Here is a 26,770-nt window from a genome sequence, read left to right on the forward strand (position 1 = left end):
GGGACGGATGAGTTTCTCTAGATCGATCTCCTGAGCCCATCGTTCCACGTGAACGAGGGCTTGCCGGCCGTCAAACATATTGTAGATGATGGCCTGAACGGCATCGCTGACTCGAGTCTGGCACTGTGGATCAACGGGAACGAGATGGTCAATCAATTGGGGCAGGCCCAGTTTCTTGAATAGGGCACTTATTATATTCAAATAATAATTGCGATAGACCTTTTTGACTTGAACGTTCATGAGAGAAAAACTCCTTCACTTTCCTTGTATGTCAAGGATTCATTCGACGATGGACACAAAAAATCCTCCCGATTTTCGTTGGGAGGGTGCGAAATGTGAGTTTTAAAAAGAAACACTTCAGCAATGATTTTTTCGATACCGGCGGTCTTCCTGTTACATACGGTATCTCTGGTAACCCCGAGTTCGACACTTACTAGGTAAACAAATCGTTCATCAGCCCCTATGGATCAAGGGGTGATGAGCGATCGGGCATACTTCACGCGTGTATCTATGAGTTTGGCTGAATGTCTGGGATTCTTGGAGGACGCTCCACTCCTACAACCGCAAAGATTTGACGCTGTTTGGCAGTGGGCTCTTGTGCACTGATACAAGTCACCATATTTCGAAGAAAAATGGCCTAAAGTCAGTCGCTGTAGCTCGTCCCGCACTTTCCGCCAGGACTCCCCGGTACGAATTTCGATCATTCGGACTAATAAAAGGGCCAGCCAGCTAATCAGCACATGTGTACGAATGCGGCCTTCCAAGCGATGATACATAGGTCGCAATTCAAGCATGGATTGGAGTGTTCGAAAGGTATCCTCTACGTCTACCAGTTATTTAGAGCCACTTCTTCGGCAGACAATGTATCATGGACGTTCGGATGAGATACTTCCCATCATACTTCTCCGCGTACCGAATCGCCTATTTATCGATGCGAAGCGTTCCATCTTTTAATTGGCGTAAATATTTCCCGTAGGAAGGATTAGAACGCAAACGGCATGGCGCTTTATATGGGCTTCATTTCGCAGCTGCCAAAGTCCCTTTAATTCCACCTGCAGCGCCTCCAACCATTTCTGGCACTCTTGTCGTTGACGATCAGCTTCTTTCGGGTTGTAGGTTGTACACCAGCACATAGCGCTGACGTGTCTCGCTATCTTCAACCATGATCTCTTTGACATGTAAATTTTCTCGAACTTGGTGATATCGATCCCGGCGGCTCATCGCTTCTTCCGTGGCGGCCTTTGCCAACCGCATTTTTTCGCCTACAATATTATGTCACCCCACGCTGTAAGATTCGTAAGTTTTCGTCGAAGGAAAACCCACGATCCATGACGATGACGACCCGTCACAGTTTCCAGCCAATCAAGTCTTTTTTCACCTGCCCGGAGGACACTGTCATGTCCATCGTATTTCCCTGCCACCCCCAGACGCTGATTGGGATTCCTTCGTGGGTGACAGCAAGTCCAATGACGACTTGCAAGAGATCGGAACGTTTATCTTTCGAAAATCCTTGTTTTCGGAAGGTCTCGTCTTCCGATGCTTCGGACGGATCCACTTCAAAGTAGGAAGATGTTGTATCGAAGTAAAAAAGATCCGCTTCCAAATTCAACAGATCCGCGACAGCATAAAACACTTGACGTTCTAGTTCGGATTGAACAGCAAGCAATCTATCCATCCATCGCCCGGTACAACTGGTGACTCGCCACTTGTGGAAGATCCGGAATATAGACTTCATCTTGAACCTAGTCCTCTATCGCTAATTTGCTGGAAGGATGAAGAGCCCTATTCGCTACCATAGCGAAAATCAAACCATTCTAAGGGGATATGATGGTGACGGGAAGCAAATAGCTTCTCGAGAATCTTATCGAATCCCAATTGATCCACAGCCAAACGCCGTCAAGACGTTTGCAGGATTGGAATAAAAAATCAGACGCTTCTCCAATCGCTTCACATGCTTCCCATGCCTTCTCGGGAGAAAGGAATCGCGAGATGCTTTTGACCAGACGTTCCAGTATAGCACGGTCGACTTTGCCTTCACGTACGAAAGAATAGCTCACCTTCGCTTTCGCATATTTAGCCTTCGGATCCCATTTGTTATGAGCAAACCGGAGATAAGCCGTTGTGGTTCCATTTTGTTTTTGTTTGTTACTCATCGAATATATAAACTTGCATTATAAACCATAAACCTTTATATTAAAAGGATAAATTTACAAAACGTGTGTCTATGAAATTCGGCGATTTTTTCTAGCACAGCGGCTTCAAAACCCTTTATACAAAAGGATTTAGGAAATTTTATTTACCTAAATTGTGCTTCAAACTGTCGAACTCGGGGTAACGATAGAGAATCAATATATCAAAATAAGGCTTCTAAAAAGTGGGGCGATTTCATAGTACTGTGCATGTTCGCTGTTCCAATTGGAAATCATGATAGTGTCCACCCCTTGGCAGTTGTTTTTGGTCAATGTATATGATTTCCGAGGTGGTGGATTTTTTGCATCCTTTATACATCGATTATGCGTTTTGCAACACGTTCAATAATCCTAACCTAATATTAACTAGTTATCGATGTTACGATAATGCCTTTCCCGAGGAACCAAATTCACGCATTTTACGAATTACTGTTTCTTTAACAGCTTCACGTCCAGGACCAATAATTTTGCGCGGATCATATACTTTTTCGTCTTTTGCTAATAGCTCGCGGACAGCTTTTGTAAATGCTATTTGGTTTTCCGTATTAACGTTGATTTTGGACGTACCAAGAGAAATGGCAAGCTGAATTTGTTCGGTTGGAATACCTGTGCCACCATGAAGCACAAGGGGAACACCTGTTAAGTCACGAATCATTTCCATTTCGGCAAATCCTAGCTTTGGCTCTCCTTTGTACGGTCCATGAACAGAGCCTAACGCTGGAGCTAAGCAGTCAATACCTGTCCGTTTGACCAATTCTTCACATTCTTTTGGATCAGCATAAATAATTCCTTCCCCCATAGTATCATCTTCTTGACCACCTACAATACCCAATTCAGCTTCCACCGATACGCCACGTGCATGAGCGTATTCAACCACTTCAGATGTAATTTTGACATTTTCGTCAAATGGGTAATGGGATGCATCAATCATCACAGAAGTAAATCCTGCATCAATAGCTGCTTTACATTTTTCAAAACTGGAACCATGGTCAAGATGAATGGCCACAGGAACGGTAATGTTCATGTCCCACATTAATCCTTGTACTATATTTACTACAGTTTTGAATCCCCCCATATAACGAGCAGCCCCCTCAGATACGCCTAGAATGACTGGTGATCTTTCTTCCTCAGCTGCTGCTAAAATCGCCTGCGTCCACTCCAAGTTATTAATGTTAAACTGACCAACGGCATATTTTTCCTGAAGTGCTTTATGAAGCATTTCTGTCATAGAAACTAAAGGCATACGAAAAACCTCCCTGCTCCACATCATAAATTACTTTATAAAATTTACTTTTTTTAACGACTTTAATAATCAAGAAAAAACAAAAAGCGATACAAAGATAGCACTTTTAAAACACATAACACGGGGAATGATGGAACGACTGAATAAATTGATATCCTTTAGAGCCGCCGTAAGTCAAAAATGAATGTGTAACCTTTTTGCCTGAATAGGTACTGTGAACCCCTTTTAAGAGTATTCCATCAGTAATCCCTGTCGCAACAAAAATACAGTCGTCTGTTTTTATAAGATCATTCATCAACAACTTTTTATGAGGATTTTCTAGCCCCATTTGTAAACAACGACCATATTGTTTTTCATCTTGGGGTAAAAGCCTTCCTTGCAGTTCTCCCCCAATTCCTTTTAATGCAACAGCTGCAACTACACCTTCAGGTGCACCCCCGATGCCAATAAACATATCAACATTTAATTCACTAATAGCAGGAGCAATAGCTGCTGTTACATCTACATCGGAAAAAAGAATTACACTCGCTCCTGTTCTTTGAATTTCATCAATAATGTACTCGTGCCTTTCTCTCTCCTGTACCATAACCCTTAAGTCAGATACACGTTTATTCTTTGCCTTCGCTACATTTTTTAAGTTTTCATATACTGGAACATCGAGGTCTATACATCCTACCGCTTCCGGACCAACTGAAATTTTTTCCATATATATATCTGGTGCACAGAGAAGCTTTCCTCTAGGCGCCGCTGCAATAACAGCAATAGAATTCCCCTGACCTTTTGCAACTAAATTTGTACCGTCTAACGGATCCACCGCAATATCAATATCAGGTCCTTCTCCAGTTCCTACTCTCTCCCCTATATACAGCATAGGAGCTTCGTCCATTTCTCCTTCTCCTATTACGATGACACCGTTCATTTTTATTTGATTTAATTGACTTCTCATAGCTGCGGTACAAGCACCATCAGCTTTTATTTTATCTCCTCGACCTATCCATTCTAATGAAGCTATAGCTGCTTTTTCTGTTACTTTCACAAATTCCATTAGTAAGTGTTTCACTTCCTATCTTCACCTACTTTCAAGAAAAGGATTAGCTAGTTTTCTATGAAAATAGCCATACCGCTTATGAGAGATAAGTAACCTCTCTATTCACATACTTAATAACCCAAACTAGTTATATTAACAACCAACATGAGTAAGAGGTTTAAGTTAGACAAAAGAACGGTTGAAATACTTTATACAATATATGTCGAAAAATCAATATTCAATTTATATACATTAACTCTCATTACATATTCCTGATTTTCTAAGCATAAAGTAGGGGATTCTTTTATTTTAGATTTTACATTACATTGGAGAATCCCCTACCTTCCGAACTTATAGAAATATTTTATTGATGATAAGTATGAACTAAACATTATGTTTTAATTGGGTATTTTCCAAGTATTGTAAAAAAGCAGAAAGAATAAAATAAGCAGACGTAGCACCTGGATCCTGATTTCCTAAAGACCGCTCACCTAAACGGCTAGACCGACCCTTTTTAGATATCATATCTTTTGTTGACTTCATTCCTTCTTCTCCCGAAGCAACCGCTTTCCTAAATCCGGTTAAAAAATCTTCTCCTTGTTCATACGATTGCTCAAGAGCTTGTACTGCCGGTGAGATGGTATCCCACATTGTTTTATCCCCGACTTCAGCTTTTCCTCTCTCCTGAATTCCTTTCCCAGCACTAATCCAAAACTTATAAAGATCCTCATCATTCAGCTCTGTTTTTCCTTGTAATACCTTACTGCCTCTTAAAAATGCAGTTGCATATAAAGGACCTACCGATGAACCCACTGCGTTCAAAAACGTTTTTGCAACTACTTTGCAAATTTCCCCACAATCCTCTTCCTCTTTTAAATCTGTATTTAGCTTTTCAACGACTGCTTTCCATCCTATTGACATTGTCACCCCATGGTCGCCATCTCCTATGGCACGATCCAGTTCAGATAAATATTCTTTTTCTACTTCTATTTTGTTAGCAATATCCTTTAAGGCCTGTTTAAATGAATCTGCCTTTATTAACATTACTATATCCTCCCTCATATAAACATTGATTTTCTCCTTGTATATTCAGTTAACATACAATTTTTCTTCCTTTTGCAATTTCATTAGAGAGGGAAGGGCTCTCATAGTATATTCTATCCCCTATATAGTCTTTGCAATAATGGTCATCTTATTACCATAGGACAATTTTAAAAACATCTTAGAAAGTTTCGTACCACTATTAATCAGAAAATTTATTTATCGTATTTGTGAACTAAATAACCTATTAAAACGATTACAACATACACTTAACAAAAACTTCTAGTACGTCAAACTTATTACTTTAGAGTACTATTTTTGCACAAACATCGGGCAATCAGCAGGATAGTCTACTAATTGTGCTAATTCCTCATCTAATTTCATGAGAGTTATTGAACAACCGCCCATTTCAAGAGATGTAACATATTCCCCTACATAAGAACGATAAATCTCGATTCCTTTTTCGGCAAGTACTTGAGATACTCTTCTAAACATAATATATAGTTCTAAATAAGGAGTAGATCCTAACCCATTAACAAGAACCGCAACTCTATCCCCCTTTTCAAGTGGCATATCAGCCAAAATAGTATTAAGCAGTCTATCCGCTACTTCATCAGCTGGTTTTAATTCTCCACGTTCTACCCCAGGTTCACCGTGTACCCCTAAGCCTATTTCCATTTCATTTTCTCCTAACTCAAAGCTAGGCTTTCTAGTTTGTGGAATTGAACATGGGGTCAATGCAACCCCCATTGTGCGAGTGTTATCGTTTGCTTTCTTTGCTAAACGTACAACTTCATCCAAACTATGTCCCATAGCCGCCGCAGCCCCTGCAGCTTTATACACAAAAAACCCACCTGCAATCCCCCGACGCTTCTCAATTTCTGAATTAGGTGCAGATGCTACATCATCAGTAACACGTACTGTTTCAACACGAATATTTTCTAACTCTGCCAATTCAGCAGCCATATCAAAATTCATACAGTCACCTGCATAATTTCCATATAAGTAAATAACTCCTGTACCTTTATCTACAGCTTTTGTAACCTCTAGGATTGGATCCGGCGGCGGTGATGCGAAAATATTACCAACCGGAACGCCATCTGCTAATCCTTCTCCTATATAACCAATAAAAGCTGGCTTATGCCCAGACCCCCCACCGATGACAACTCCAACTTTCCCCGGTCTAGTTTCCCGATTAATTACAATAGATCGTTTATTTTCCGGCAACTGTCTAACATATTGAGAATGGGCTTTTACAAATCCCTCTAACATTTCATCAACAACTAGTTCTGGATTGTTTATAAGTTTTTTCATAATTTACCTCCTTTTATAGTCAACATGTCTTATTAGCCGCTTTTTTAGAAGCAGTACATAGAATGATTTTTAATCCTGTCTTCTACATTATTGTATTGCCCCAGGATTTCAACAACTCTTTTTCTTGATCAATGATTTTTTGAACCTTTCTCGCTGAATTTCCACCATCAAACTCAGAATTCATCCATACCTCTACTATCTTTTTTGCCAACTCCGGCCCAATTATTTGTGCACCCATCGTCAAAATTTGTGCATTGTTACTTTTTCGTGCTCTTTCCGCAGAATACGTATCATGGCATAACGCAGCTCTGATACCTGGTACTTTCCCAGCAGCAATCGCCACCCCAATACCTGTACCACATATTAAGATTCCTCTATCCATCTTATTAGCGGCAATATCTTTCGCGACTTGAAATGCAACATCAGGATAGTCTACTGCCTCGCATGAGTAGCATCCATAATCCACAACATCGTATCCTCGCTCTTTAAGAAACTCTTTAATAATCTCTTTCATATTGAAAGCGTTATGATCACAACCAAGCGCGACTTTAATCGCCACTTCCCCACTCCTCCTTATTCTTAAAATTAATTCAATATTAAATATTTCAAAAAATGAAAATCATATTTACTAACATTCTACACCATATAGATTTTTTGTCAATCCATTTTCTTTTGATTATTTTCATTTATTTTTGTTTACTATCGTTTATTTTTTTGTTATTTTTGTTGAATATAAATTTATTTTAAAATATTATAGATTTATACACATTAATAATACCTGTTTGTTCTTAACACTATTACTTATGGTAGCCCTCTCTCATATCTTTATATTTACTAAGAATATGAAAACAAAAAAATATACAAAACAACAGATCAGTGCCATGATGAAATAATTGTTATTGAAAAATGCCTTTTGTTCTAACTAATCGGGTATTTATGTATTGGAAAACAATAGGTATTGCTCAATAATGCTTTGGATAAAATTTAGCTTGTAACACGGGGATTATAAAAAATAAATATAAAAGAAAAAGGTGATTTTTATGGCTAAGATGTTTGTTACAGAAAGAAGGAATAAAATTCTTGAATATTTAAGCATCAAAAAAAGAGCGACTGTAAAAGAACTTTCGGAAAAGCTGAGTGTTTCTGAGGCTACCTTACGTTCTGATTTAAATGATATGGAAAAAGAAGGACTTTTAGTAAGAACACATGGGGGAGCAGTTCTTCATGACTACATTAAACCCGAGTTAAATTTCTCTACAAGGGAAAAACAAAATCATAGTGAAAAAGTCATTATCGGTCAGCTAGCTGAAAAATTAATCGAGGGAGATCAATGTATTCTGCTCGATGCTAGTTCAACTGTACTTGAATTAGCAAAAATTTTAAAACATAAACCAATGCGTCTAACCGTATTAACTAATGGAATATATACTGCTCTAGAGTTACGTGACAATCCCGAAATAACAGTAATCATGCTGGGGGGAATTGTCCGGATGGGGTCGAGCTCTATAGAAGGAACCTTAGGGGCTAACATTTTAAATAATATTAACGTTGATATAATGTTTACTTCCGCTCATGGTTTTACCTTTGAAAATGGATTAATGGATTTTAACATATATGAGGTAGAGCTAAAAAAAGCTATGGTTGAGTCTTCGAATCGTGTAGTTGCCTTATTGGATCATAGTAAGTTTGGAAAAAATTCTATAGCAACATTTTGCGATATTGAAAAAATTGATACTATAATTACAGATCGCCCCCCTACTGAAGAATTCATAAAAGAATTAAAACAAAAAAATATACACCTCGTTTACTAAAATGATCAGGCATGTAAAACAGAGAAAAGAGCTGAACTTACACAGCTACTTTTCTCTGTATCTAATTATAGAGCAAACCGCTTTAAAAATTCTTTTGTAAACACATCCACTGTCATCAACTGCCGCTTGTTTTACAACCGAAACATTACAATTATTAGGTTCGTCTTAACTCCCTTTGGATCAGTTTCTATTGTTCCGTTTTCTAACCATTTATTAGTTAAACATACAACAAATTAAGATGTGTTTATTTTAATGAAACCGCTTCTTTTGACTTTCTTTTAATTTTTTTGGAGTCACATCATTGCCATTGGGATCGATAACCGTTACGGAATGCAACATATCCTCCATCGCTTCGCGAAACGCTTGAATATATTCGCGGCGAAGCTGCTGCTGCTCAAGCGTTTCTTCCTCCGTTAAACCAGATGATTTTGCCTTTCTGGCCAGTTCGTTAATTCGCGCCATTTTTTGTTTTGATAACATAGCTGCCTCCACCTTATCATTGTATTGCTACTCCCCCATCTTATACGACAGCAACGGAAAGCGCAACTATCTTGCTTTTCCGCGCGCCAAGCATTCGCGATAAAACGTTCCGGCCGCAAAATGATTTGCCCGGTGCCTTCTGCATAATAAAAAACGGCGTGATCCTTAATCAGCATCGATATATTCCCGGTAGCGGCGGTGAACGGTCGCTTTTGAAACATCGTAGCCAAATCCGCGCAATGTCGCGGCGATTTCCGCAAACGTCAAACCATTGTGGCGCAGGCGGACGATTTCTTCAATGGGAAGGTCCATTTTCTCTCTTCCCGCATTTTTTCCGACGCTCTTTAAATTTCGCTCAGGACGATACCCTTGGGCAATCGCCCGCTGCATTCCGCGCTTGATTTTTAAATTATGTATTTTCCGCTGATATTCTTCGACAATGCTGAGAATGTTTAATACCATCGAATCCGCCTCTGATAGCTGCATTTCGCCGTTATGGGTGATCGTATATATTTTCACTCCTTCTTTTTGGATGCAGTGAAGAAGCGCGATTCTTGCGTGCCCGCGTCCCAACCTTGTCTCATCTTGAACGAGAAGCGCATCAATCTGCTCCTCTTTTAATGTGGAAAGCAGATCAAACACGCCGTCTCTGTCCACTTCGTAGCCGCTGGCCTGCTCCATAATGATTTTGACCACCTCAAAACCGTGCTGTTCAGCAAGGCGTTCCAGCTCTTCCCGCTGGCGTTCCAGCGATGTTTCTTGTTCTTCTTTATTTGTGCTGACACGACAATAAATAACCGCCTTCATGTAATACCATCCTCACGATTTTATTTTCTGACGACGAGCGATTCATTTTCCTTTGATTTTAGCACAGGAATAACAATTTTTTCACCGGCGACAATTTGCTGACTCGGTAAATGATTGACATCGACGACCCACTCGATAAATTCCGCTGTCGAAAGCCGATGTTGTTCTTCATATTCCTTCGCCAGCTTCCAAAGCGTATCTCCCGACGCAACCGTAATTTCCATATATTTATCTTTTTCAATCGGCTTGTTCGCGTATAAAAACGCCCCGATCACCATAAACAAAAGCGCTGAAAAAATCATGTAATGAGCAAACATACGTTTCATATCGCCCACCTCTTAAGAATGTTTGTTCGGTTTACCCACATTATAATGAAGAACATTTGTTTGTGTCAATATAATTTTCGAACTTATGTTTGTTTTTTCAAATTCCGCATGCTATAATGTAGGCAAATGATGTGGTAAGAGGTGTATACGATGACGAAATTATCAAAGCGGCAACAGCAAATTTTGGATTTTATTAAAAAAGAGGTAAAAACAAAAGGTTACCCACCTTCTGTCCGCGAAATCGGCGAGGCGGTCGGACTCGCCTCCAGCTCCACCGTACATGGGCATCTTGCGCGGCTTGAAAGCAAAGGATATATTCGCCGCGATCCGACAAAACCGCGCGCCATTGAAATATTGGATGCTGATTTCTCCATGCGAAACGAAACGGACGACGTCATCTCGGTGCCGATCATTGGCAAAGTGACAGCCGGTCAACCGATCACGGCCATCGAAAACGTTGAAGACTATTTCCCTTTGCCGAAGCGGCTCGTTTCATCGGAAGACCACGTTTTTATGCTGGAAGTAATGGGCGACAGCATGATCGAAGCGGGGATTTTAGACGGGGACTACGTGATTGTGCGGCAACAGCAATCCGCCGATAATGGAGACATCGTTGTCGCGATGACAGAGGAAAACGAAGCAACGGTAAAGCGGTTTTTTAAAGAGAAAGATCATATTCGCCTGCAGCCGGAAAATTCTAATTTAGAACCAATTATCGTTCGCGATTGTACAATTCTCGGCAAAGTCATCGGCGTCTATCGCGTCATTCATTAAACATCTGCAAACAAACAAAGGCTATCTCGTTTCGTGCGAGATAGCCTTTTGCTTTTAATAAAGTTCCATATATTGGTCGCGCTCCCATTGATGCACGGCCGTGCGGAACATATCCCATTCGATTTCTTTCGCTTCAACGAAGTGTTCGAACAAGTGTTTTCCGAGCGCTTGAACGATGACTTCGTCCGATTTCAAGTTTTCGAGCGCTTCTGCCAACGTCGCCGGCAAGTCAACGATTCCTTCTTCCAATCGCTCTTCTTTTGTCATCACATAAATATTACGATCCACCGGAGCCGGAGGAGTTAATTTGTTTTTAATTCCATCTAGTCCAGCTGCTAACAATACCGCCATTGCTAAATACGGATTCGCCGATGGATCGACGCTGCGCACTTCAATGCGCGTGCTCATTCCGCGCGAAGCTGGAATACGAATCAGCGGACTGCGGTTGCGGGCAGACCATGCCACATAGCATGGCGCTTCATAGCCAGGCACAAGACGTTTGTATGAGTTCACCGTCGGGTTTGTCACTGCCGTAAAGTTCGGCGCGTGTTTCAGCACACCGGCGATAAATTGGCGCGCTGTATCGCTTAATTGCAAATCGGCGTTTGGATCGAAAAACGCGTTTTCATTATTTCTAAATAACGATAAGTTGCAGTGCATTCCAGACCCGTTAATGCCAAAGATCGGTTTTGGCATAAATGTTGCGTGTAGGCCGTGTTTACGCGCGATCGTTTTGACAACAAGCTTAAACGTTTGAATGTCGTCGCACGCTTTGACCGCATCTGCGTATTTAAAGTCGATTTCGTGCTGGCCAGGCGCTACTTCATGGTGCGAAGCTTCAATTTCAAATCCCATTTCTTCTAATTCAAGAACGATGTCGCGGCGGCAGTTTTCTCCTAAATCGGTTGGCGCCAAGTCAAAATAACCGCCTTGGTCGTTCAATTCAAGCGTAGGGCGCCCATTTTCATCGAGTTTGAACAAGAAGAATTCCGGTTCCGCGCCTAGATTGAAAGCGGTGAATCCGAGCGCTTCCATTTCTTTTAACATCCGTTTTAAGTTATAGCGAGGACACCCTTCAAACGGAGTGCCATCGGCATTGTAAATGTCGCAAATAAAGCGGGCTACTTTTCCTTTTTCTGCCGTCCACGGGAAAATAACGAACGTATCTAAATCAGGGTATAAATACATATCTGATTCTTCAATGCGAACAAATCCTTCAATCGAAGAACCGTCAAACATAATTTTGTTGTTTAACGCTTTTTCCAGCTGGCTGATTGGGATTTCCACGTTTTTAATGGTGCCAAGAATATCGGTAAATTGCAGACGGATATACTTGACGTTTTCTTCTTTGACGATGCGCATAATGTCTTCTCTCGTGTACTTTGCCATTTGTTAATTCCTCCCCGGCTCCCAATTTTAATTATTTATTAGTGAAAGAAGCGAGCGAGATCTCCTTGGCGAAGTGATGCACGATGGAAACGACCCGCCTGCATTAGCTCCGTTCGCAAAATTTCGCGCAATTCCTCATCGGACAAGCTTTGTTTTACAACTTTTTCGACCTTTTCCCCTTGTTTTTCATGCTTATCCGATTGTCGCGCCGCAAAAATTTGCTTAATGCCGGCCAAGTTGACTCCTTGATCGATCAAATCCTTAATCTCCAGAAGGCGATCGATGTCGTTTAGCGAAAACAAGCGGCGATTTCCTTCTGTGCGCGCAGGAGAAACAAGGCCATGCTCCTCGTAATAACGGATTTGGCGGGCAGACAATTCTGTTAATTGCATCACTATCCCAATCGGAAACAATGGCATGGAACGACGAATATTACTATTCATGCCAATTCCTCCTCGCTTATGATGAATTTATTTTATATCATGTTAAAATATATGTCAATATTATGTTAGATTTTATCACAAAGAAATTAATCGTTTTTCGAGCAACTGATCAACTGCCGTACAAATCGCGATTTTTACGTGCGAATACGTCAGTCCTCCTTGCACGTAAGCGACATATGGGGGGCGGATCGGACCATCCGCAGTTAATTCAATGCTCGCTCCTTGAATAAACGTTCCTGCCGCCATAATGACGTCGTCTTCATAGCCGGGCATATAGCTTGGATACGGGGTAAAATGCGCGTTTACCGGAGAGGAAAATTGAATCGCTTGGCAAAACGCGATCATTTGCTCCGGATCATTAAATTGCACTGATTGAACTAGATCCGTCCGCTTCGCATTCCAAGACGGCTGCGTATTTAAACCGATCCGTTCAAGCATCGCTGCCGTAAAAACCGCTCCTTTCAACGCTTGGCCGACGATATGGGGAGCGAGGAAAAACCCTTGATACATTTCATGCAAGCTGTATAACGTCGGACCCGCTTCAGCGCCGATGCCCGGGGATGTCATACGATATGCGCATGCTTGCACATATTGTTTTTTTCCAACGATATACCCTCCCGTTTTTGCGAGCCCCCCGCCGGGATTTTTAATCAGCGATCCTGCCATTAAGTCGGCACCGACGTGGCACGGTTCTTTTTCTTCGACAAATTCGCCATAACAATTGTCGACAAAAACAACAACGTCCGGCTTAATCGCTTTGACAAACGAAATCATTTCCCTTATTTCCTCAATCGTAAACGATGGTCGCGTCGCATATCCTCTCGAGCGCTGAATGCCGATCATTTTTGTCCGCTCGTTGATCGCGTTTTTGACAGCGGCAAAGTCGACGCGTCCTTCCGGCGTTAGCGGCACGCTTTGATAATGAATATGAAATTCTTTTAAGGAACCGACGCCGCTGCCGCGAATGCCAACGATTTCTTCTAACGTATCATACGGGTTTCCCGTGATGTAAAGCAGCTCATCGCCCGGGCGAAGAATGCCAAATAGCGCGATCGAAATCGCATGTGTGCCGGAAATAATTTGCGGGCGGACAATTCCCGCTTCGCCGCCGAATACGTCCGCATATATTTGTTCGAGCGTATCTCTGCCGATATCGTCATACCCATACCCTGTCGATGGGATGAAATGGCTGTCGCTCACTTTATGGCGCCGAAAGCTATCCAACACCCGATATTGATTGATATCGATCCGTTCATCAATCTCTTTGTGAATTGGCGCGATTTGCGCTTCGATTTCTTTCACAAGTGCAGCGATTTTTTCTCCATGTTGCAACTGTGTAAACATATAATGACCCTTTCTATTTTTGATATTGTCGCAATTGTCCGGATAGGGGATGTTTTGGCATCATATAGCCACTACATTCATACATGCCGCATTTTTCATTATAATGCAACTCTCGTAAAATGGTTTCCGCTTTTAACTGAGCAAGCAATTTCCCTTCATAGCTCGGAATCGATACGCGATAATGAATCATTTGCTTCATCATCGCTTCTTCAATAAATTGCCGCAGTCTCCGCAAATCATGTACATTAAAAGCGCTGATGATGATTGCTTCCGTCTTCGTGCTTGGAACAAAGCTGTGATGAGCGATATCGCGTTTGTTATACACAGTAACGATCGGAACAGTGGAGACACCCAGTTCATCGAGCAATTCGTAAACCGTCTGTTCATGATGATAATAATCCGGATTCGATGAATCGACAACGTGCAAAATTAAATCCGCTTCTTTGACTTCTTCGAGCGTGGAACGAAACGCCGCCACTAACGTTGTCGGCAAATCTTGAATAAAGCCGACCGTATCCGTTAAAAGCGCCGTATAGCCGCTTGGAAGCGTTATTTTTCGCGTGAGCGGGTCAAGGGTGGCGAACAATAAATTTTCTTCTAACGAATCCGCGTCAGTCAGACGATTAAATAGCGTCGATTTTCCCGCGTTCGTATATCCGACAAGCGAAATTTGAAAAGCGCGATTTTTTTTGCGGCGCTCCCGGTATCGCTCGCGGTGTTCGGCAACCAATTTCAATTGTGTTTTAATTTCATCGATGCGCCGATAAATATGGCGGCGGTCCGTTTCCAGCTTCGTTTCCCCCGGTCCTCTTGTTCCGATTCCGCCGCCAAGGCGAGATAATTCCGTTCCTTGTCCGCTTAAACGCGGCAATAAATATTGCAATTGCGCGAGTTCTACTTGCAATTTCCCTTCTTTCGATTGTGCGCGTTGCGCGAATATATCTAAAATCAGCTGCGTCCGGTCAATAATGCGGACGGATAGCCGCCTTGACAAATTGCGGTTTTGGCTCGGCGATAATTCATCATTAAAGATAACAACATCCGGCTCTAATTGTTCGACAAGGCGGGCAAGCTCCTCGACTTTCCCCTTTCCGATATATGTTGCCGAATGAACCGCTTCCCGCTTTTGCGCAACGGTCATGATGACTTCGCCGTTTGCCGTGCGCACTAGCGATGCTAATTCTTCCATCGAATAAAAAAACCGTTCGTCATCCATATGGGGAAGCTGGCATCCGACTAAAATCACTTTTTCTCGTTCTTCCAATGCTGCACCTTCTTTCCACTGACGTAACTTAACCTGCATCCATCATAACAAATCTTATCGCAAATCGCTATATAATGAGCATAAAGCCTTCTGGCTATGCTACGTGCATTGGAAACTTTCGCACCGTTTATCGCAAAATCAAGCGATGATCGTTCTAAAAAAAACGGCGCATTCATTGCGCCAATTCTCATCACAGCCGTTCGATAATCGTTGCGGTAGCCATTCCGTGGCCGATGCAAATCGTGAGCAACCCGTATTTGCCGTTTCGCCGTTTAAGTTCGTAAACGAGCGATGTCATTAATTTCACACCGGTCGCCCCCAACGGATGGCCTAACGCAATGGCGCCTCCGTTTACGTTCACTTTGGAAAGCGGGGCGCCGATTTCTTTTTGCCACGCTAACACATCATCGTTCACCACTCCTTCTTTCGCAATAGATCGCCATGTTCATCTAGTGACGGCGCCGGTTTTCGTTTTTGTAATAATGTTTCGTCATACCGGGTCGCTACTTCTATGCGCCGTCCGGCAATATGAATCATTTTGCGATAGCTGTCCGCGGCAAACAGCGCTTTCGCTTCATCTGTTTCCAGCACAGGAGCAAGGCAGCAATCGACCGTTTGGCTAAATTCGATCCATTCTTGAAGCGTTTTTGTTTGAAATAGATGAACAATCTCATGAAAAATTGGATTTTCTTCGCTTGCGGGCGAATCATGATGCAAAATCCACTCCGGCTTTTCAACAGCATGGCAAAAGTTTTCCCAAAATTTTTTCTCAAGCGCCGCTAAGCTGACATACCGCCCGTCTTTCGTTTCGTACAAGCGGTAGGAGACGACCGTGTCGGCAAGTTCGGCGATGCCGTTTTTTCTTCCTGTATCATGCTCGATAACAAAATGGTTCATCATCATCGATAGCAATCCATCGACTAACGAAAGGTCAATGTACGTTCCTTTTCCTGTCCGCTCACGGTAATATAGCGCAGCGACGATTTGCTCTACAGCATGGATGCTCCCAATCAAATCGGCAAGCGTAATCGTCGGATGAATAGGGCGTCCTTCTTGATCTTTCAACTGCGCCAGCACACCGGTCATCGCCATGTAATTTAAATCGTGGCTTCCAAATAAAGAATACTTGCTCTGTTGCCCGAAGCCGCTGATCGAACAGTAAACGACCGTTTCATTCATCGCACGGATATCTTCGTAGCTTAAACCGAGCCGTTTCATCACTCCCGGACGAAAGCTTTCAATGATGACATCGGCCTTTTGGATCAGCTGTTTTGCCGTCTGTAAATCTTGTTTGTTTTTTAAGTCAAGGGCAATGCTTTTTTTGCCTGCATTGTTTGCGCGAAACACGCATTCCTCCGCAAGCGAACGCATCATATCTCCCGTTTTTGGTTCAATTTTGATGACTTCTGCTCCTAAATCAGCCAAACGCAGGCTGGCGAATGGACCGGGAAGGTAGTGGGAAAAATCGATAACCGTTACTCCGTCTAACACGGCGTCACCTTCTTTCTATAATTCAAGGTTCCTCGCAATAATCGTTTTCATCATTTCATTCGTTCCGGCGTAAATCGCGCTGACAGGGATATCACGGTAACGTCTAGCAATCTCGTATTCTTCCATATACCCGTAGCCGCCATGAAGCTGCATGCTTTCCGCGGCAATTCGTTTCGCCATTTCCGTAATCCACCATTTTGCCATCGAAACGTGCGCTACCACGTTCTTTCCTTGCATATGCTCTTCAATAACGCGGTCGACAAACGTCCGACCGATGGCGATTTCCGTTGCCATTTCGGCAAGGCGGAATTGGACGGTTTGAAACTCGCTAATTCGCTTTCCAAACGCCGACCGTTGCTTTACATATTTCTTCGTCAACTCAAACATAACTTCCGCTGCCGTCTGCGCAGCAATCGCCACTACAAGCCGCTCTTGCTGGAGCTTTTCCATCAAATAATAAAATCCTTTTCCTTCTTCGCCAAGCAAGTTTTCTTTCGGCACTTTCGCGTCGTGAAAAAACAATTCGGCCGTATCTTGCGCGCGCAATCCGACTTTATCAAGCTTTCTTCCGCGCGTAAATCCTGGGGTATCGCGCTCAACAACAAGAAGGCTGATGCCTTTATGCGGCGGTTGGGCCTTTGGATTCGTTTTGCAAGCAACGACGACTAAATCCGCGTGAATGCCGTTTGTAATAAACGTTTTTTGTCCGTTGACGATATAGTAATCGCCGTCTTTAATCGCCGTTGTTGAAATCCCCGCCAAATCCGATCCGGTTCCTGGCTCGGTCATCGCAATCGCGGTAATGATTTCACCGGATATGCATTTCGGAAGCCACTTTCTCTTTTGTTCTTCCGTACCGTAAGAGGCGAGATACGGAACGACAATGTCGTTATGCAGGCCGATGCCGATCATGCTCGAACCAACTTTTTCTAATTCTTCGTTAATTACAACCGAATACGCAAAATCAGCGTTGAAACCGCCGTACTTTTCATCAACCCACGGACAGAGAAAGCCGTTTTCCCCCATTTTCGCCCAAAACGAACGGGGAATGATTCCTTTCTTTTCCCATTCGTCATAGTATGGATATGCCTCTTTTTCTAAAAACTTGCGAAAGGCATCTCGGAAAATGTGATGCTCTTCGCGTAAATATGCGGCTGTCATCCCATCCCCTCGCTTTCGGCCAAGTCTTAATGTTTGTGTAAAATCCGATTCCCAGTCTAGTGAACACATGTCTCCGGAAAATAAAACCGATTTATGCCCGCTTCTTTTTTTACACAAATTTCTGGGCTTCATCCTTTCTTTCAGTTTTTTGTCGCGTTTTTCATTTGTTCGCGGAGCAAAAATTTTTGAATTTTCCCGTTTCAAACGAAAATTAATCGGATTGAAAATCGCTCCAATTTTTGCGCAGGCAAAAAACGCCGTGCCAAGTTCCAATGTATTGAACAAAACAGTCGACACGCGATCTCCTTTTTGAACACCGGCTTCTAACAGCGCGTTCGCAAGACGGTTTACCTCCTTTTCCCACTGTTCGTACGTATAGCGGCGCCCTTTCGCTATATCGACAAGCGCTTCTTTTTTCGGAAATTTCCGCACCGTCTGGGAAAATACTTCGCCAATCGTCATATACATGCTCCACACCCTCCTTGTCATTTTCAAACATCACTATTATCTTATTGTGTTAATATAAATAAAATATAAAATATAAATACTATTCTGAATATTAATCACCCGATTTCTTTATGTGTAAACTATTCTACACATTATTCAAAACTCCTCTATTTGCATAAAAAAAGAAAGGGCTGTTTCCCCTTTCTCGCTTACGTACCTACTATAAGATCCCGGCTGCGGATTAGCGTTAATTCCTTTTTATCATATTTTCCTTCGTGCAACAAGCGCACCGCTTGTTTGCGAATCGCTTTTTCAATCAAGTTGCGCACATAGCGCCCGTTGCTGAATTTTCCGCATTGCTTCGCCTCAATCATTTCTTCCATATGATAATATAGCTTTCGCTCCGCTTCCGGCGTGAATTCGTATTCTCGTTCACGCAACATTTGTTTAGCGATTTTCACCAGTTCGTCGACCGTATAATCAGGGAACTCGATCGTCAATGGAAAACGGGAAGGCAACCCTGGATTTAACGATAAGAAATAGTCCATCTCTTTTGGATAACCGGCTAAAATGACGACTAAATCATCGCAATAATCTTCCATTCCTTTTACAAGCGTGTCGATTGCCTCTTTGCCAAAGTCTTTTTCCCCGCCGCGCGCAAGGGAATACGCTTCATCGATAAACAAAATGCCGCCGCGCGCCTTTTTAATCAAGTCTCTCGTCTTGTTTGCCGTATGCCCGATATATTCCCCGACTAAATCAGCCCGCTCCGCCTCGATAAAATGTCCTTTCGAAAGAACGTTCATTTCAAAAAACAGTTTCCCTAACAAACGCGCCACCGTCGTTTTCCCCGTGCCTGGATTTCCTTTAAAAATCATATGAAGCGCCTGCTTATTCGATTTTAACCCATTTTCTTTGCGAACTTTGTTAATATATAGCCATGCATAAATTTCTTTAATGATTTTTTTGACGTGATCAAGCCCGACCAGTTGGTTCAATTCTTTTTGGATATCTTTTAACACACGATGCTCTTCGTAATTAATCACTTCATTCCGATCGTCTTTGACAAGATGGTTAATATTTTTCGAATTGAGGACAACATTAATTTGCCCTTTTGCTTTGTTCATTGTCAATTCCGACAATGGGGTGTCACCTCACTTTCCCGTTTGCTTCATTCTTTATCAGTATACGGTTTTCATCGTCAATTCGTGACAATCGCCCAAACGAAAGGAGCAAGCGGGAAATTTCGCTTCGGCGGTCAAACGGCAAATCGCTGTTCTCCAATAGCGTGCTTGAAAAAACGCCATCCCTCATTATTGTGCAACGTTCCCCACTTCGCTCAATGAACTCAAGAAAGCAAAATCGCTTTTTTGCCGTCTTCTTTTTATCCATTTCAAGGAACTTAACCCGGAACATGATTCCACGAACTTTAAAAAATAAAGTTTTGTATATTTTATTCAGCACGATCTGTTTTTACGCGTAAAAAAGCGCCCGTCTTCTTTGACGGGCACTTTTGCTGTTTTCGTCGCTATCCAACTTGGACACGACGATTACTCTGTTTCAAATTGAACATTTTTTTCCGGCGCGAATGTAGAAATCGCGTGCTTATAAATAAGCTGTTGCTTTCCTTGCACTTCCAACAGAACCGTAAAGTTGTCAAATCCTTTAATATAACCGCGAAGCTGAAAACCATTCAATAAAAATACGGTGACTTGTGTTCCTTCTTTTCGCAATTGATTTAAAAATTGGTCTTGAATGTTAATCGAATTTTTCATGAGACGTCCTCCTCTTTTTCTCTCTACCTAATTTTATATATTCGCTTCTAATTGAAGCTTTCCTGCTACGTATTGAAAAATTTCCTCCACTTTTTCATCAAACATTGCCACATCGGTCATATCGAACCATTGCACAGGCATTTGATTGCGAAACCATGTAAGCTGGCGCTTCGCATAGCGGCGTGAATTTTGTTTTAGCTGTTCAATCGCTTCTTCCAAAGAGACGCGCCCCTCAAAATAGGCATACAACTCCTTATAACCAATCGCTTGGACGGATTGGCAATCGCGAATGCCGCGATCGTATAATGCTTTCGCTTCTTCGAGCAACCCTTCGGCGAGCATTTCGTCTACCCGTTCATTAATACGGCGATACAACTGTTCACGTTTCATCGTCAGTCCAATAATCGCTGCATCGTAAAGAAGCTTTTTTGTTTGTCCCTGCTGCCATTCTGTCATCGTCTTACCCGTGCAATGATATATTTCTAGTGCGCGGATGACGCGGCGAACGTTGCGCGGATGAATCCGCGCCGCGCTTTCCGGATCAACCGCTTTCAGCATGTCGTAAAGAGCCATTTCCCCTTTATCCTCGGCGATCTGCCGCAGCTGCCGGCGATACGCTTCATCGGAAGGAGCCGCCGAAAAACGGTAGTCGTAAATGACGGATTGAATGTAAAGCCCTGTTCCGCCAACGATCATCGGCAAGCGCCCGCGCTCGGAAATTTCATGGATTAGCGAACGAGCAAGATGTTGAAATTCGACAACGGAAAACGATTCCCACGGTTCTTTAATGTCAAGCAAATGATGCGGAATCCCTTCCATCTCCTCCGGTTTAATTTTCGCCGTGCCGATGTCCATTCCTTTATAAATTTGCATCGAATCGCCGCTGATAATTTCCCCATGTAACCGCTTCGCTAAAGCGATGCTTAATTTTGTTTTTCCTACGGCAGTCGGCCCGATGATGACGACAAGCTTCTCTCCCATCAATAACTTCACTACTTTCTTTCAACAATTATGTACATTTATTTATTATATCCAAATCAGCAAAAATTTTGCATGTATTTTTCATGACAAAATGACAAAAAGAAACGAACGCCGCAATGGACGTTCGTTACACGTTGAATCGTTTTACAAGTGACTGCAAGTCTTCCGCCATTTTTGCCAAAGAAGCGGAGGAAGCAGAAATTTCTTCCATTGATGCAAGCTGTTCTTCCGTTGCCGCCGATACTTCTTGCGTTCCCGCCGCGGCAGATTCGGCAATTTGCGTCACTAGATGCACCGATTTCACTACTTGTTCCGCAGCAGCCGACATTTGCTGTACGGAATCAGAAACGTCTTGAATTTGCGCGGCAACTTCATGAACAGCAGCCTGAATTTGTCGAAAAGCTTCTCCAGATGTACTGATGGCATTGGCCCCAGTCGCCACTTCTTTTTGCACCGTTTCCATCGATTGAACGGCCTCATTCGTTTCCTCTTGAATCATCTCAATTAACGAAGCGATTTGTTGCGCCGACTGCGCCGATTGTTCCGCCAACTTCCGCACTTCATCGGCCACAACGGCAAAACCTCGCCCATGCTCGCCTGCCCGCGCGGCCTCAATCGCCGCGTTCAGCGCCAAAAGATTCGTCTGCGCCGCAATTCCGCTGATCACTTCGGTAATTTTTCCGATTTGTTCAGAACGATTTCCTAATCCTTTTACGATCCCTGCAAGGCGCTCAACGGTATCATTGACTGTCTTCATTTGCGCAACGGCTGTTTGGACCGTTTTAACGCCTTCCGACGCTTTTTCCGACGTTTGCATCGCAATTGCCGACACGTTTTGCGCGCGTTCAGAAATTTGCTGAATTCCTTCGGACATTTGATCGATCTTTTCTGATGTTTCTTCTACGCTTTGCACCTGTTTTTCCACACCTGCGGCAACATCTTGAATCGTTAACGCAATTTGTTCCGTCGCTTTGCTTGTTTGTTCGGCACTTGCCGTCAATTGTTCGGAAGACGCCGCGACTTGTTCAGCGCTCATCGTCACTTTCTCCAACACATCACGCAAATTTATTTCCATTTGGTTAAACGATGCGGCCAACTCCCCGATTTCGTCACGATTATGAACGACAATTTTCTTTACAGTTAAATCGCCGTTAGCAATTCGTTTTGCTGCTTCAGAAAGAGTAAGAAGCGGACGGGAAATGATGCGGCTGATATAAAAGGTAACGATGCTGCCGATGATAAGCGCCACCACTCCAATGATGATCATCCATGATTTAATGGCCGCAGCTCCTGCGGTTGTCTCTTTATTTGCCTGATTCATATCCTTTTGTTGAATTTCCGTCAGCTGTCGAGCCAATGTGTCAAATTGCGATGTAATGTCTCTTCCTGTCGTAGTGATTAGCTGTGTATATGCCGCCACATTATTTTCTTTCTTCAATTGAAACGTTCTTTGCCCTAGTTCATAAAACTGCTGTTCTAGCTCATTCAACTGTTCCAACAATTTTTTTGTATCCGTTCTTGTCAACGTTTTCTCTAATTCTTTACTTAATTTTTTATACTCATTGTGCGCTGCCGTAAAGTTGATTAATGATGTTTCATCGCCAATAAGCAAATAGCCGCGCATACTTCCTTGCTCACGCCGAATAATAATTTCCAGTTGTTTAACATTAACAACATTTGAAACTTTATCGTTAAAAAGGCGCGTGTAATTAGCATCAATCGCAGAAATTTCATAATATGCAAAGCCAATAAGTATAACTAACAATAAATATATCGCGCCAAATCCTGCGATCAGCTTTTTTCTCACCGTCATATTCATTGTCATAATCCTCCATTCATTGCACCATATAATTCCCTAATTATATAGAAAATTACTTTCCCTCTCTTTATTATCGATATATTAACTCAAATATTTAGTTTATCTCTCCAGAACGAAGCAAATTATTTTCTTCATGTTCCGACTCATCGCGGATAAACAGCGATGTGACTAAAGCGACAAAGCTGCCGACAAACCCGAACAAAAACAAATGATGGATGCCTGTCATAAAATCGGCCGCTTTTGTTAAAAAGGCGCCCATAATCGTTACGCCGATTGCGGTGCCGATGTTGCGGCAAAACATGAAAAAGGAAGTGGCGATTCCTTTTTCGTGCGCGTCGGCAAGCTGCTGCGAGCCGATGATGCCGACAGTAGAAGTCAAGCCAAACGATAACCCTTGAATGAACATAACAAAAAAGACGTATAAAAATCCGTGGCTTTCGTTTAACAGAGCAAGCAACACCCCAGAAAGCACGAGAAGGACGTTTCCGATAATCAACAAAACCCGATAGCCGTAACGTATAATCCATTTTCCTGCCGGCACGGCAGCAATCATCCAACCAATTGACGTGCCTAAAAGAGCGATACCGCTCATAAACACCGATGTATGTACAACATTTTGCAAAAATAACGGAATATAGCTTGATGTGCCGAATAAAGCGACACAGCCGACAAAGCCGTTTATGTTCATCCATTTTAACGTTTTATGCTGGACGAGCGTCAATGGAACAAGCGGAGACGTTTGCTTTTTTTCGTATAAGTAAAAAACCATTAATAACGCAGCGCCAACGACGCCGTACACCCACTGGTTGCTTTCGACCACCGTCATCAATAAAAGGAGGCTGATCGCAGCAGAAAACAATACCGCCCCAATATAGTCAATCGCCGCCCGCTTCGGTTCGTACACTTCTTTATATGGCAGTAACGTAAGTAACGAAAGTAAGCAAATTGGAATATTGACATAAAAAATCCAGCGCCATGATGCGTATTCAACAAACAAAGTTCCTAACAGCGGCGCAAGAACGGCGGAAATCCCCCACATTGCCGTAAAAAACGCTTGAATTTTGCCGCGCTTTTCAATTGGAAATAAATCTCCGGCAATAATCGCGGGAAACGGCATCATAAAACCGGCGCCGATTCCTTGTAACGCGCGGAAGACAACAAGCTGAACCATATTTTGCGACATTCCGCAAAGAAGAGAACCGATTAGAAATAAAATAATGCCGAAGCTAAACACTTTCTTTCTCCCGAAAATATCGGAAAGTCTTCCGGCAATTGGCGAAAGAACGGTCGTTGTAATCATGTAGGAAGCGAATGACCAAGCATAAAGGGAAAATCCTCCGAGTTCTTTAGCGATAATCGGCATCGTCGTGTTCATAATCGTCGTATCCATCGATGCTACAAGCATTGCCAACACAATGCTGATCATTACGGATATTCTGCTATTCACTGTGTCTATCCCCCTTTTTTATCTGTCATGAATATTTTATTTTACACGACATCATCGTTTTTTTACAAAGAAAATGCTTTTTTTATAGCGAAGCAAATCAATTGATCTTTCCACGTTTTTTCGTTACCATAAAATTGGAGAGTTTTATATTTCCTTCTCCGGCGCCCGAAAACGCTAACACGATCCTCAACGGCACATACTATACTAAACTAAAGGAGGAATTGGATGAAAAAAACAACAAGCGTATTTTATTTCTCAATAGCGATTGCTGCTTTATTTATTTTTTGGGGAATGATTCCTGCCAACAAGCTGCCCGATTATAACTTAGGTGCTGTCAGTACAGCGGTGCATTCCTTTTTAATTGATAAATTCGGCTGGTTTTATTTATTGGCGGCGACAACATTTCTTGTCTTTTGTTTGTTCTTAATTTTTTCCAAGTACGGCAATATTCGTCTTGGCGGAGACAATGAAAAGCCAGAATATAGCAACTTGACATGGTTTGCAATGTTATTTAGTGCCGGTATGGGAATCGGGTTAGTGTTTTGGGGGGTGGCTGAACCAATTTCCCATTATTACGAGCCACCTGCCGGAAAAGGAGGAACGCCGGAAGCGGCGCGCACGGCGATGCGGTACGCCTTTTTCCATTGGGGGCTGCATCCGTGGGCGATTTATGGCGTAATTGCGCTGGCGCTTGCGTATTTCCAATTTCGCAAAAAAGAACCAGGTGTCATTAGCCGCGCATTGCGGCCAATATTTGGCGACAAAATAAATGGCGCTGTCGGTGTCGCGATTGATACGCTCTCTGTATACGCAACGACCTTTGGTGTTGCAACTTCGTTAGGGCTTGGAGCAATTCAAATTGGCGGAGGATTGTCACATTTATTTCCATCAATACCAAACAACTTTACAACTCAATTGATGATTATTATCATTGTTACATTTTTATTTATGCTTTCCGCACAAACAGGATTGAATAAAGGAATTAAAATATTGAGCGATATGAACATCATTCTTGCCGTTCTGCTGATGTTTTTTTTGCTTTTTGCTGGCCCGACGAACTTTATTATGGACGTATTTACAACAACAATTGGTTCTTATTTGCAAAACTTGCCGTCCATGAGTTTTCAGTTGGCGCCGTTTGAACAAAGCGACTGGCCAAAATCGTGGACAATTTTTTATTGGGCATGGTGGATCGCGTGGGCGCCGTTTGTTGGAACGTTTATCGCCCGCATTTCCAAAGGGCGCACAATTCGCGAATTTATGATCGGAGTGTTAGCTGTACCAACAGTATTCAGCGCCTTATGGTTTTCCATTTTCGGCGGTTCAGCGCTATATTTAGAACAATTTCGACATATCGGAATGATGGATGTCATGAATGAAAACGGAATGGAAACGGCTCTTTTTTTCATGCTACACCAGTTTCCGCTCAGCGCGATTTTGTCCGGATTGGCGATTTTACTCATTTGCACATTTTTCGTCACATCGGCCGATTCGGCTACGTTCGTTCTCAGTATGCAAACAACAAATGGGATGTTGAACCCACCGAATTCCGTAAAATTTATTTGGGGGATCGTTCAAGCGACAACCGCCGCTATCTTACTTTGGACAGGCGGTTTAGAAGCATTGCAAACCGCATCGATCATCGCAGCGTTTCCGTTTGCGATCATTATGATTTTGATCGTCATCTCATTAATTCGTTCGTTTCAAAAAGAGCCGATTGCCAAAAAACGAATATAAAGCAAAAAAGCGGATGCCGTGTATTGTTGGCATTCGCTTTTTTATTTTATTGCGAAAAGCTTATTCCTTCCCGACCTGCACCTTGCCGCGCTGTGCCTCATGCATCGATGCGAGCCGATCTCTTGTCATGAAAAAGACGAATAGAAAAAAGAAAACGTAAATATTCCTGATGAATTGGACACATTATTAAGGAAAAGGAGGTGAAAGCCGTGCTGCAAAAAATTCTCCATTCATTTTGCGCTTTATTGGTTACAGCAATGCTTTTTGGGATAGCTGCTTACGCGCAAAATAACAACATGGATGTCAATAATAACACAAACAAAATAACTAACATGGCTCAAAATGGAGACGTTGCTGATAATAACGATGATGATAATGACACAGATTGGGGATGGATTGGTTTATTGGGTTTGGCAGGACTTCTCGGGTTAAGAAGAAATGACAGAAAAGATTAGAAACC

24 protein-coding genes and 3 pseudogenes are annotated in these 26,770 nt (G+C 42.5%); 4 read left to right on the forward strand and 23 right to left on the reverse strand.

What is annotated here, in order from left to right:
- The 7 genes and pseudogenes from BM278_RS03190 to rpiB form a co-directional block, all read right to left on the reverse strand.
- Positions 1-240: DUF4277 domain-containing protein (locus BM278_RS03190; protein WP_025039372.1), on the reverse strand; the 240-nt coding region annotated here is incomplete at its 3' end.
- A gap of 268 nt (positions 241-508) precedes the next feature.
- A pseudogene (locus BM278_RS03195) lies at positions 509-2,153 on the reverse strand (IS1634 family transposase).
- Between the two features lie 415 nt (positions 2,154-2,568).
- Positions 2,569-3,432 carry a class II fructose-bisphosphate aldolase gene (locus BM278_RS03200; protein ID WP_013401204.1) on the reverse strand — a complete coding sequence of 288 codons (864 nt, stop codon included), beginning with the start codon at positions 3,430-3,432 and terminating at the stop codon, positions 2,569-2,571.
- Positions 3,433-3,538: 106 nt separating this feature from the next.
- A complete protein-coding gene (glpX, locus tag BM278_RS03205; RefSeq protein WP_244151081.1) occupies positions 3,539-4,477 on the reverse strand; it encodes a class II fructose-bisphosphatase in 939 nt (312 codons plus the stop codon).
- 366 nt (positions 4,478-4,843) lie between these two features.
- Positions 4,844-5,503 carry a dihydroxyacetone kinase subunit DhaL gene (gene dhaL / locus BM278_RS03210; RefSeq protein ID WP_013401206.1) on the reverse strand — a complete coding sequence of 220 codons (660 nt, stop codon included), beginning with the start codon at positions 5,501-5,503 and terminating at the stop codon, positions 4,844-4,846.
- Positions 5,504-5,812: 309 nt separating this feature from the next.
- Positions 5,813-6,814 carry a dihydroxyacetone kinase subunit DhaK gene (locus BM278_RS03215; RefSeq protein WP_013401207.1) on the reverse strand — a complete coding sequence of 334 codons (1,002 nt, stop codon included), beginning with the start codon at positions 6,812-6,814 and terminating at the stop codon, positions 5,813-5,815.
- A gap of 82 nt (positions 6,815-6,896) precedes the next feature.
- On the reverse strand, positions 6,897-7,367 hold the full coding sequence (rpiB, locus tag BM278_RS03220) for a ribose 5-phosphate isomerase B (protein WP_041269496.1): 471 nt from the start codon (positions 7,365-7,367) through the stop codon (positions 6,897-6,899).
- A 487-nt stretch (positions 7,368-7,854) separates the two neighbouring features.
- Here rpiB and BM278_RS03225 point away from each other — a divergent pair, with 487 nt between their 5' ends.
- Entirely contained in the window at positions 7,855-8,625 is a 771-nt protein-coding gene (locus BM278_RS03225) for a DeoR/GlpR family DNA-binding transcription regulator (RefSeq protein ID WP_013401209.1), read from the forward strand.
- Between the two features lie 249 nt (positions 8,626-8,874).
- On the opposite strand, the gene BM278_RS03230 is transcribed toward BM278_RS03225, so the two are convergent.
- The 3 genes from BM278_RS03230 to yneA all read right to left on the reverse strand — a co-directional run bounded on the left by BM278_RS03230 (position 8,875) and on the right by yneA (position 10,238).
- Positions 8,875-9,105, reverse strand: a complete 231-nt coding sequence (locus BM278_RS03230; RefSeq protein WP_013401210.1) for a DUF896 domain-containing protein — start codon at positions 9,103-9,105, stop codon at positions 8,875-8,877.
- Positions 9,106-9,270: 165 nt separating this feature from the next.
- Entirely contained in the window at positions 9,271-9,912 is a 642-nt protein-coding gene (locus tag BM278_RS03235; protein ID WP_013401211.1) for a YneB family resolvase-like protein, read from the reverse strand.
- A gap of 20 nt (positions 9,913-9,932) precedes the next feature.
- Positions 9,933-10,238, reverse strand: a complete 306-nt coding sequence (yneA, locus tag BM278_RS03240; RefSeq protein WP_090947932.1) for a cell division suppressor protein YneA — start codon at positions 10,236-10,238, stop codon at positions 9,933-9,935.
- Between the two features lie 150 nt (positions 10,239-10,388).
- Here yneA and lexA point away from each other — a divergent pair, with 150 nt between their 5' ends.
- The gene (lexA, locus tag BM278_RS03245; RefSeq protein WP_090947933.1) at positions 10,389-11,012 is read left to right on the forward strand and encodes a transcriptional repressor LexA; all 624 of its coding nucleotides are present in this window, start codon (positions 10,389-10,391) and stop codon (positions 11,010-11,012) included.
- 54 nt (positions 11,013-11,066) lie between these two features.
- Here the strand turns inward: lexA and glnA are convergent, their stop codons facing one another.
- The 13 genes and pseudogenes from glnA to BM278_RS03310 form a co-directional block, all read right to left on the reverse strand.
- Entirely contained in the window at positions 11,067-12,401 is a 1,335-nt protein-coding gene (gene glnA / locus BM278_RS03250) for a type I glutamate--ammonia ligase (RefSeq protein ID WP_090947934.1), read from the reverse strand.
- Positions 12,402-12,439: 38 nt separating this feature from the next.
- Positions 12,440-12,844: a MerR family transcriptional regulator gene (locus tag BM278_RS03255; RefSeq protein WP_090947935.1), complete on the reverse strand. Its 405-nt coding sequence runs from the start codon at positions 12,842-12,844 to the stop codon at positions 12,440-12,442.
- Between the two features lie 75 nt (positions 12,845-12,919).
- Complete coding sequence (locus BM278_RS03260; protein WP_090947936.1) at positions 12,920-14,188, reverse strand: methionine gamma-lyase family protein; 1,269 nt, start codon at positions 14,186-14,188, stop codon at positions 12,920-12,922.
- Between the two features lie 13 nt (positions 14,189-14,201).
- The gene (gene hflX / locus BM278_RS03265) at positions 14,202-15,452 is read right to left on the reverse strand and encodes a GTPase HflX (RefSeq protein WP_090947937.1); all 1,251 of its coding nucleotides are present in this window, start codon (positions 15,450-15,452) and stop codon (positions 14,202-14,204) included.
- Positions 15,453-15,642: 190 nt separating this feature from the next.
- Positions 15,643-15,855 (reverse strand): annotated as a pseudogene (locus tag BM278_RS03270) (steroid 3-ketoacyl-CoA thiolase); the annotation flags it as partial.
- An 8-nt stretch (positions 15,856-15,863) separates the two neighbouring features.
- Complete coding sequence (locus BM278_RS03275) at positions 15,864-16,943, reverse strand: CaiB/BaiF CoA transferase family protein (protein ID WP_090947938.1); 1,080 nt, start codon at positions 16,941-16,943, stop codon at positions 15,864-15,866.
- A gap of 15 nt (positions 16,944-16,958) precedes the next feature.
- The gene (locus BM278_RS03280; RefSeq protein ID WP_167359572.1) at positions 16,959-18,104 is read right to left on the reverse strand and encodes an acyl-CoA dehydrogenase family protein; all 1,146 of its coding nucleotides are present in this window, start codon (positions 18,102-18,104) and stop codon (positions 16,959-16,961) included.
- A gap of 204 nt (positions 18,105-18,308) precedes the next feature.
- Positions 18,309-18,593, reverse strand: a pseudogene (locus BM278_RS19130) (AMP-binding protein); the annotation flags it as partial.
- Between the two features lie 167 nt (positions 18,594-18,760).
- Complete coding sequence (gene spoVK, locus BM278_RS03285) at positions 18,761-19,693, reverse strand: stage V sporulation protein K (RefSeq protein ID WP_167359570.1); 933 nt, start codon at positions 19,691-19,693, stop codon at positions 18,761-18,763.
- Positions 19,694-20,101: 408 nt separating this feature from the next.
- Entirely contained in the window at positions 20,102-20,326 is a 225-nt protein-coding gene (hfq, locus tag BM278_RS03295) for an RNA chaperone Hfq (protein WP_064550928.1), read from the reverse strand.
- 33 nt (positions 20,327-20,359) lie between these two features.
- A complete protein-coding gene (gene miaA, locus BM278_RS03300) occupies positions 20,360-21,307 on the reverse strand; it encodes a tRNA (adenosine(37)-N6)-dimethylallyltransferase MiaA (protein WP_090947941.1) in 948 nt (315 codons plus the stop codon).
- 127 nt (positions 21,308-21,434) lie between these two features.
- Positions 21,435-23,126: a methyl-accepting chemotaxis protein gene (locus tag BM278_RS03305; RefSeq protein ID WP_090947942.1), complete on the reverse strand. Its 1,692-nt coding sequence runs from the start codon at positions 23,124-23,126 to the stop codon at positions 21,435-21,437.
- 94 nt (positions 23,127-23,220) lie between these two features.
- On the reverse strand, positions 23,221-24,573 hold the full coding sequence (locus BM278_RS03310) for an MDR family MFS transporter (RefSeq protein WP_090947943.1): 1,353 nt from the start codon (positions 24,571-24,573) through the stop codon (positions 23,221-23,223).
- Between the two features lie 225 nt (positions 24,574-24,798).
- Between BM278_RS03310 and BM278_RS03315 the strand changes: the two genes are divergently transcribed.
- Both BM278_RS03315 and BM278_RS03320 read left to right on the forward strand, forming a co-directional pair.
- On the forward strand, positions 24,799-26,310 hold the full coding sequence (locus BM278_RS03315; RefSeq protein WP_090947944.1) for a glycine betaine uptake BCCT transporter: 1,512 nt from the start codon (positions 24,799-24,801) through the stop codon (positions 26,308-26,310).
- Between the two features lie 209 nt (positions 26,311-26,519).
- Positions 26,520-26,765: a WGxxGxxG family protein gene (locus BM278_RS03320; protein WP_090947945.1), complete on the forward strand. Its 246-nt coding sequence runs from the start codon at positions 26,520-26,522 to the stop codon at positions 26,763-26,765.
- Positions 26,766-26,770 lie beyond the last annotated feature (5 nt).

Source organism: Parageobacillus thermantarcticus (assembly GCF_900111865.1).
Classification (GTDB): Bacteria; Bacillota; Bacilli; order Bacillales; family Anoxybacillaceae; genus Parageobacillus; species Parageobacillus thermantarcticus.

Coding starts and splice junctions, on each gene's coding strand:
- BM278_RS03230 (WP_013401210.1), bottom strand. CDS start 9,105: ATGTTATCAAAACAAAAAATGGCGCGAATTAACGAACTGGCCAGAAAG.
- BM278_RS03255 (WP_090947935.1), bottom strand. CDS start 12,844: ATGAATAGTAATATTCGTCGTTCCATGCCATTGTTTCCGATTGGGATA.
- miaA (WP_090947941.1), bottom strand. CDS start 21,307: ATGGGAGAGAAGCTTGTCGTCATCATCGGGCCGACTGCCGTAGGAAAA.
- yneA (WP_090947932.1), bottom strand. CDS start 10,238: ATGAAACGTATGTTTGCTCATTACATGATTTTTTCAGCGCTTTTGTTT.
- BM278_RS03305 (WP_090947942.1), bottom strand. CDS start 23,126: ATGAATATGACGGTGAGAAAAAAGCTGATCGCAGGATTTGGCGCGATA.
- glnA (WP_090947934.1), bottom strand. CDS start 12,401: ATGGCAAAGTACACGAGAGAAGACATTATGCGCATCGTCAAAGAAGAA.
- dhaL (WP_013401206.1), bottom strand. CDS start 5,503: ATGTTAATAAAGGCAGATTCATTTAAACAGGCCTTAAAGGATATTGCT.
- BM278_RS03200 (WP_013401204.1), bottom strand. CDS start 3,432: ATGCCTTTAGTTTCTATGACAGAAATGCTTCATAAAGCACTTCAGGAA.
- lexA (WP_090947933.1), top strand. CDS start 10,389: ATGACGAAATTATCAAAGCGGCAACAGCAAATTTTGGATTTTATTAAA.
- glpX (WP_244151081.1), bottom strand. CDS start 4,477: ATGGAATTTGTGAAAGTAACAGAAAAAGCAGCTATAGCTTCATTAGAA.
- BM278_RS03280 (WP_167359572.1), bottom strand. CDS start 18,104: ATGACAGCCGCATATTTACGCGAAGAGCATCACATTTTCCGAGATGCC.
- BM278_RS03215 (WP_013401207.1), bottom strand. CDS start 6,814: ATGAAAAAACTTATAAACAATCCAGAACTAGTTGTTGATGAAATGTTA.
- hfq (WP_064550928.1), bottom strand. CDS start 20,326: ATGAAAAATTCGATTAACATTCAAGACCAATTTTTAAATCAATTGCGA.
- BM278_RS03315 (WP_090947944.1), top strand. CDS start 24,799: ATGAAAAAAACAACAAGCGTATTTTATTTCTCAATAGCGATTGCTGCT.
- BM278_RS03225 (WP_013401209.1), top strand. CDS start 7,855: ATGGCTAAGATGTTTGTTACAGAAAGAAGGAATAAAATTCTTGAATAT.
- BM278_RS03260 (WP_090947936.1), bottom strand. CDS start 14,188: ATGTTTACACAGTTGCAACATGGAGAAAAAATCGCTGCACTTGTGAAA.
- BM278_RS03235 (WP_013401211.1), bottom strand. CDS start 9,912: ATGAAGGCGGTTATTTATTGTCGTGTCAGCACAAATAAAGAAGAACAA.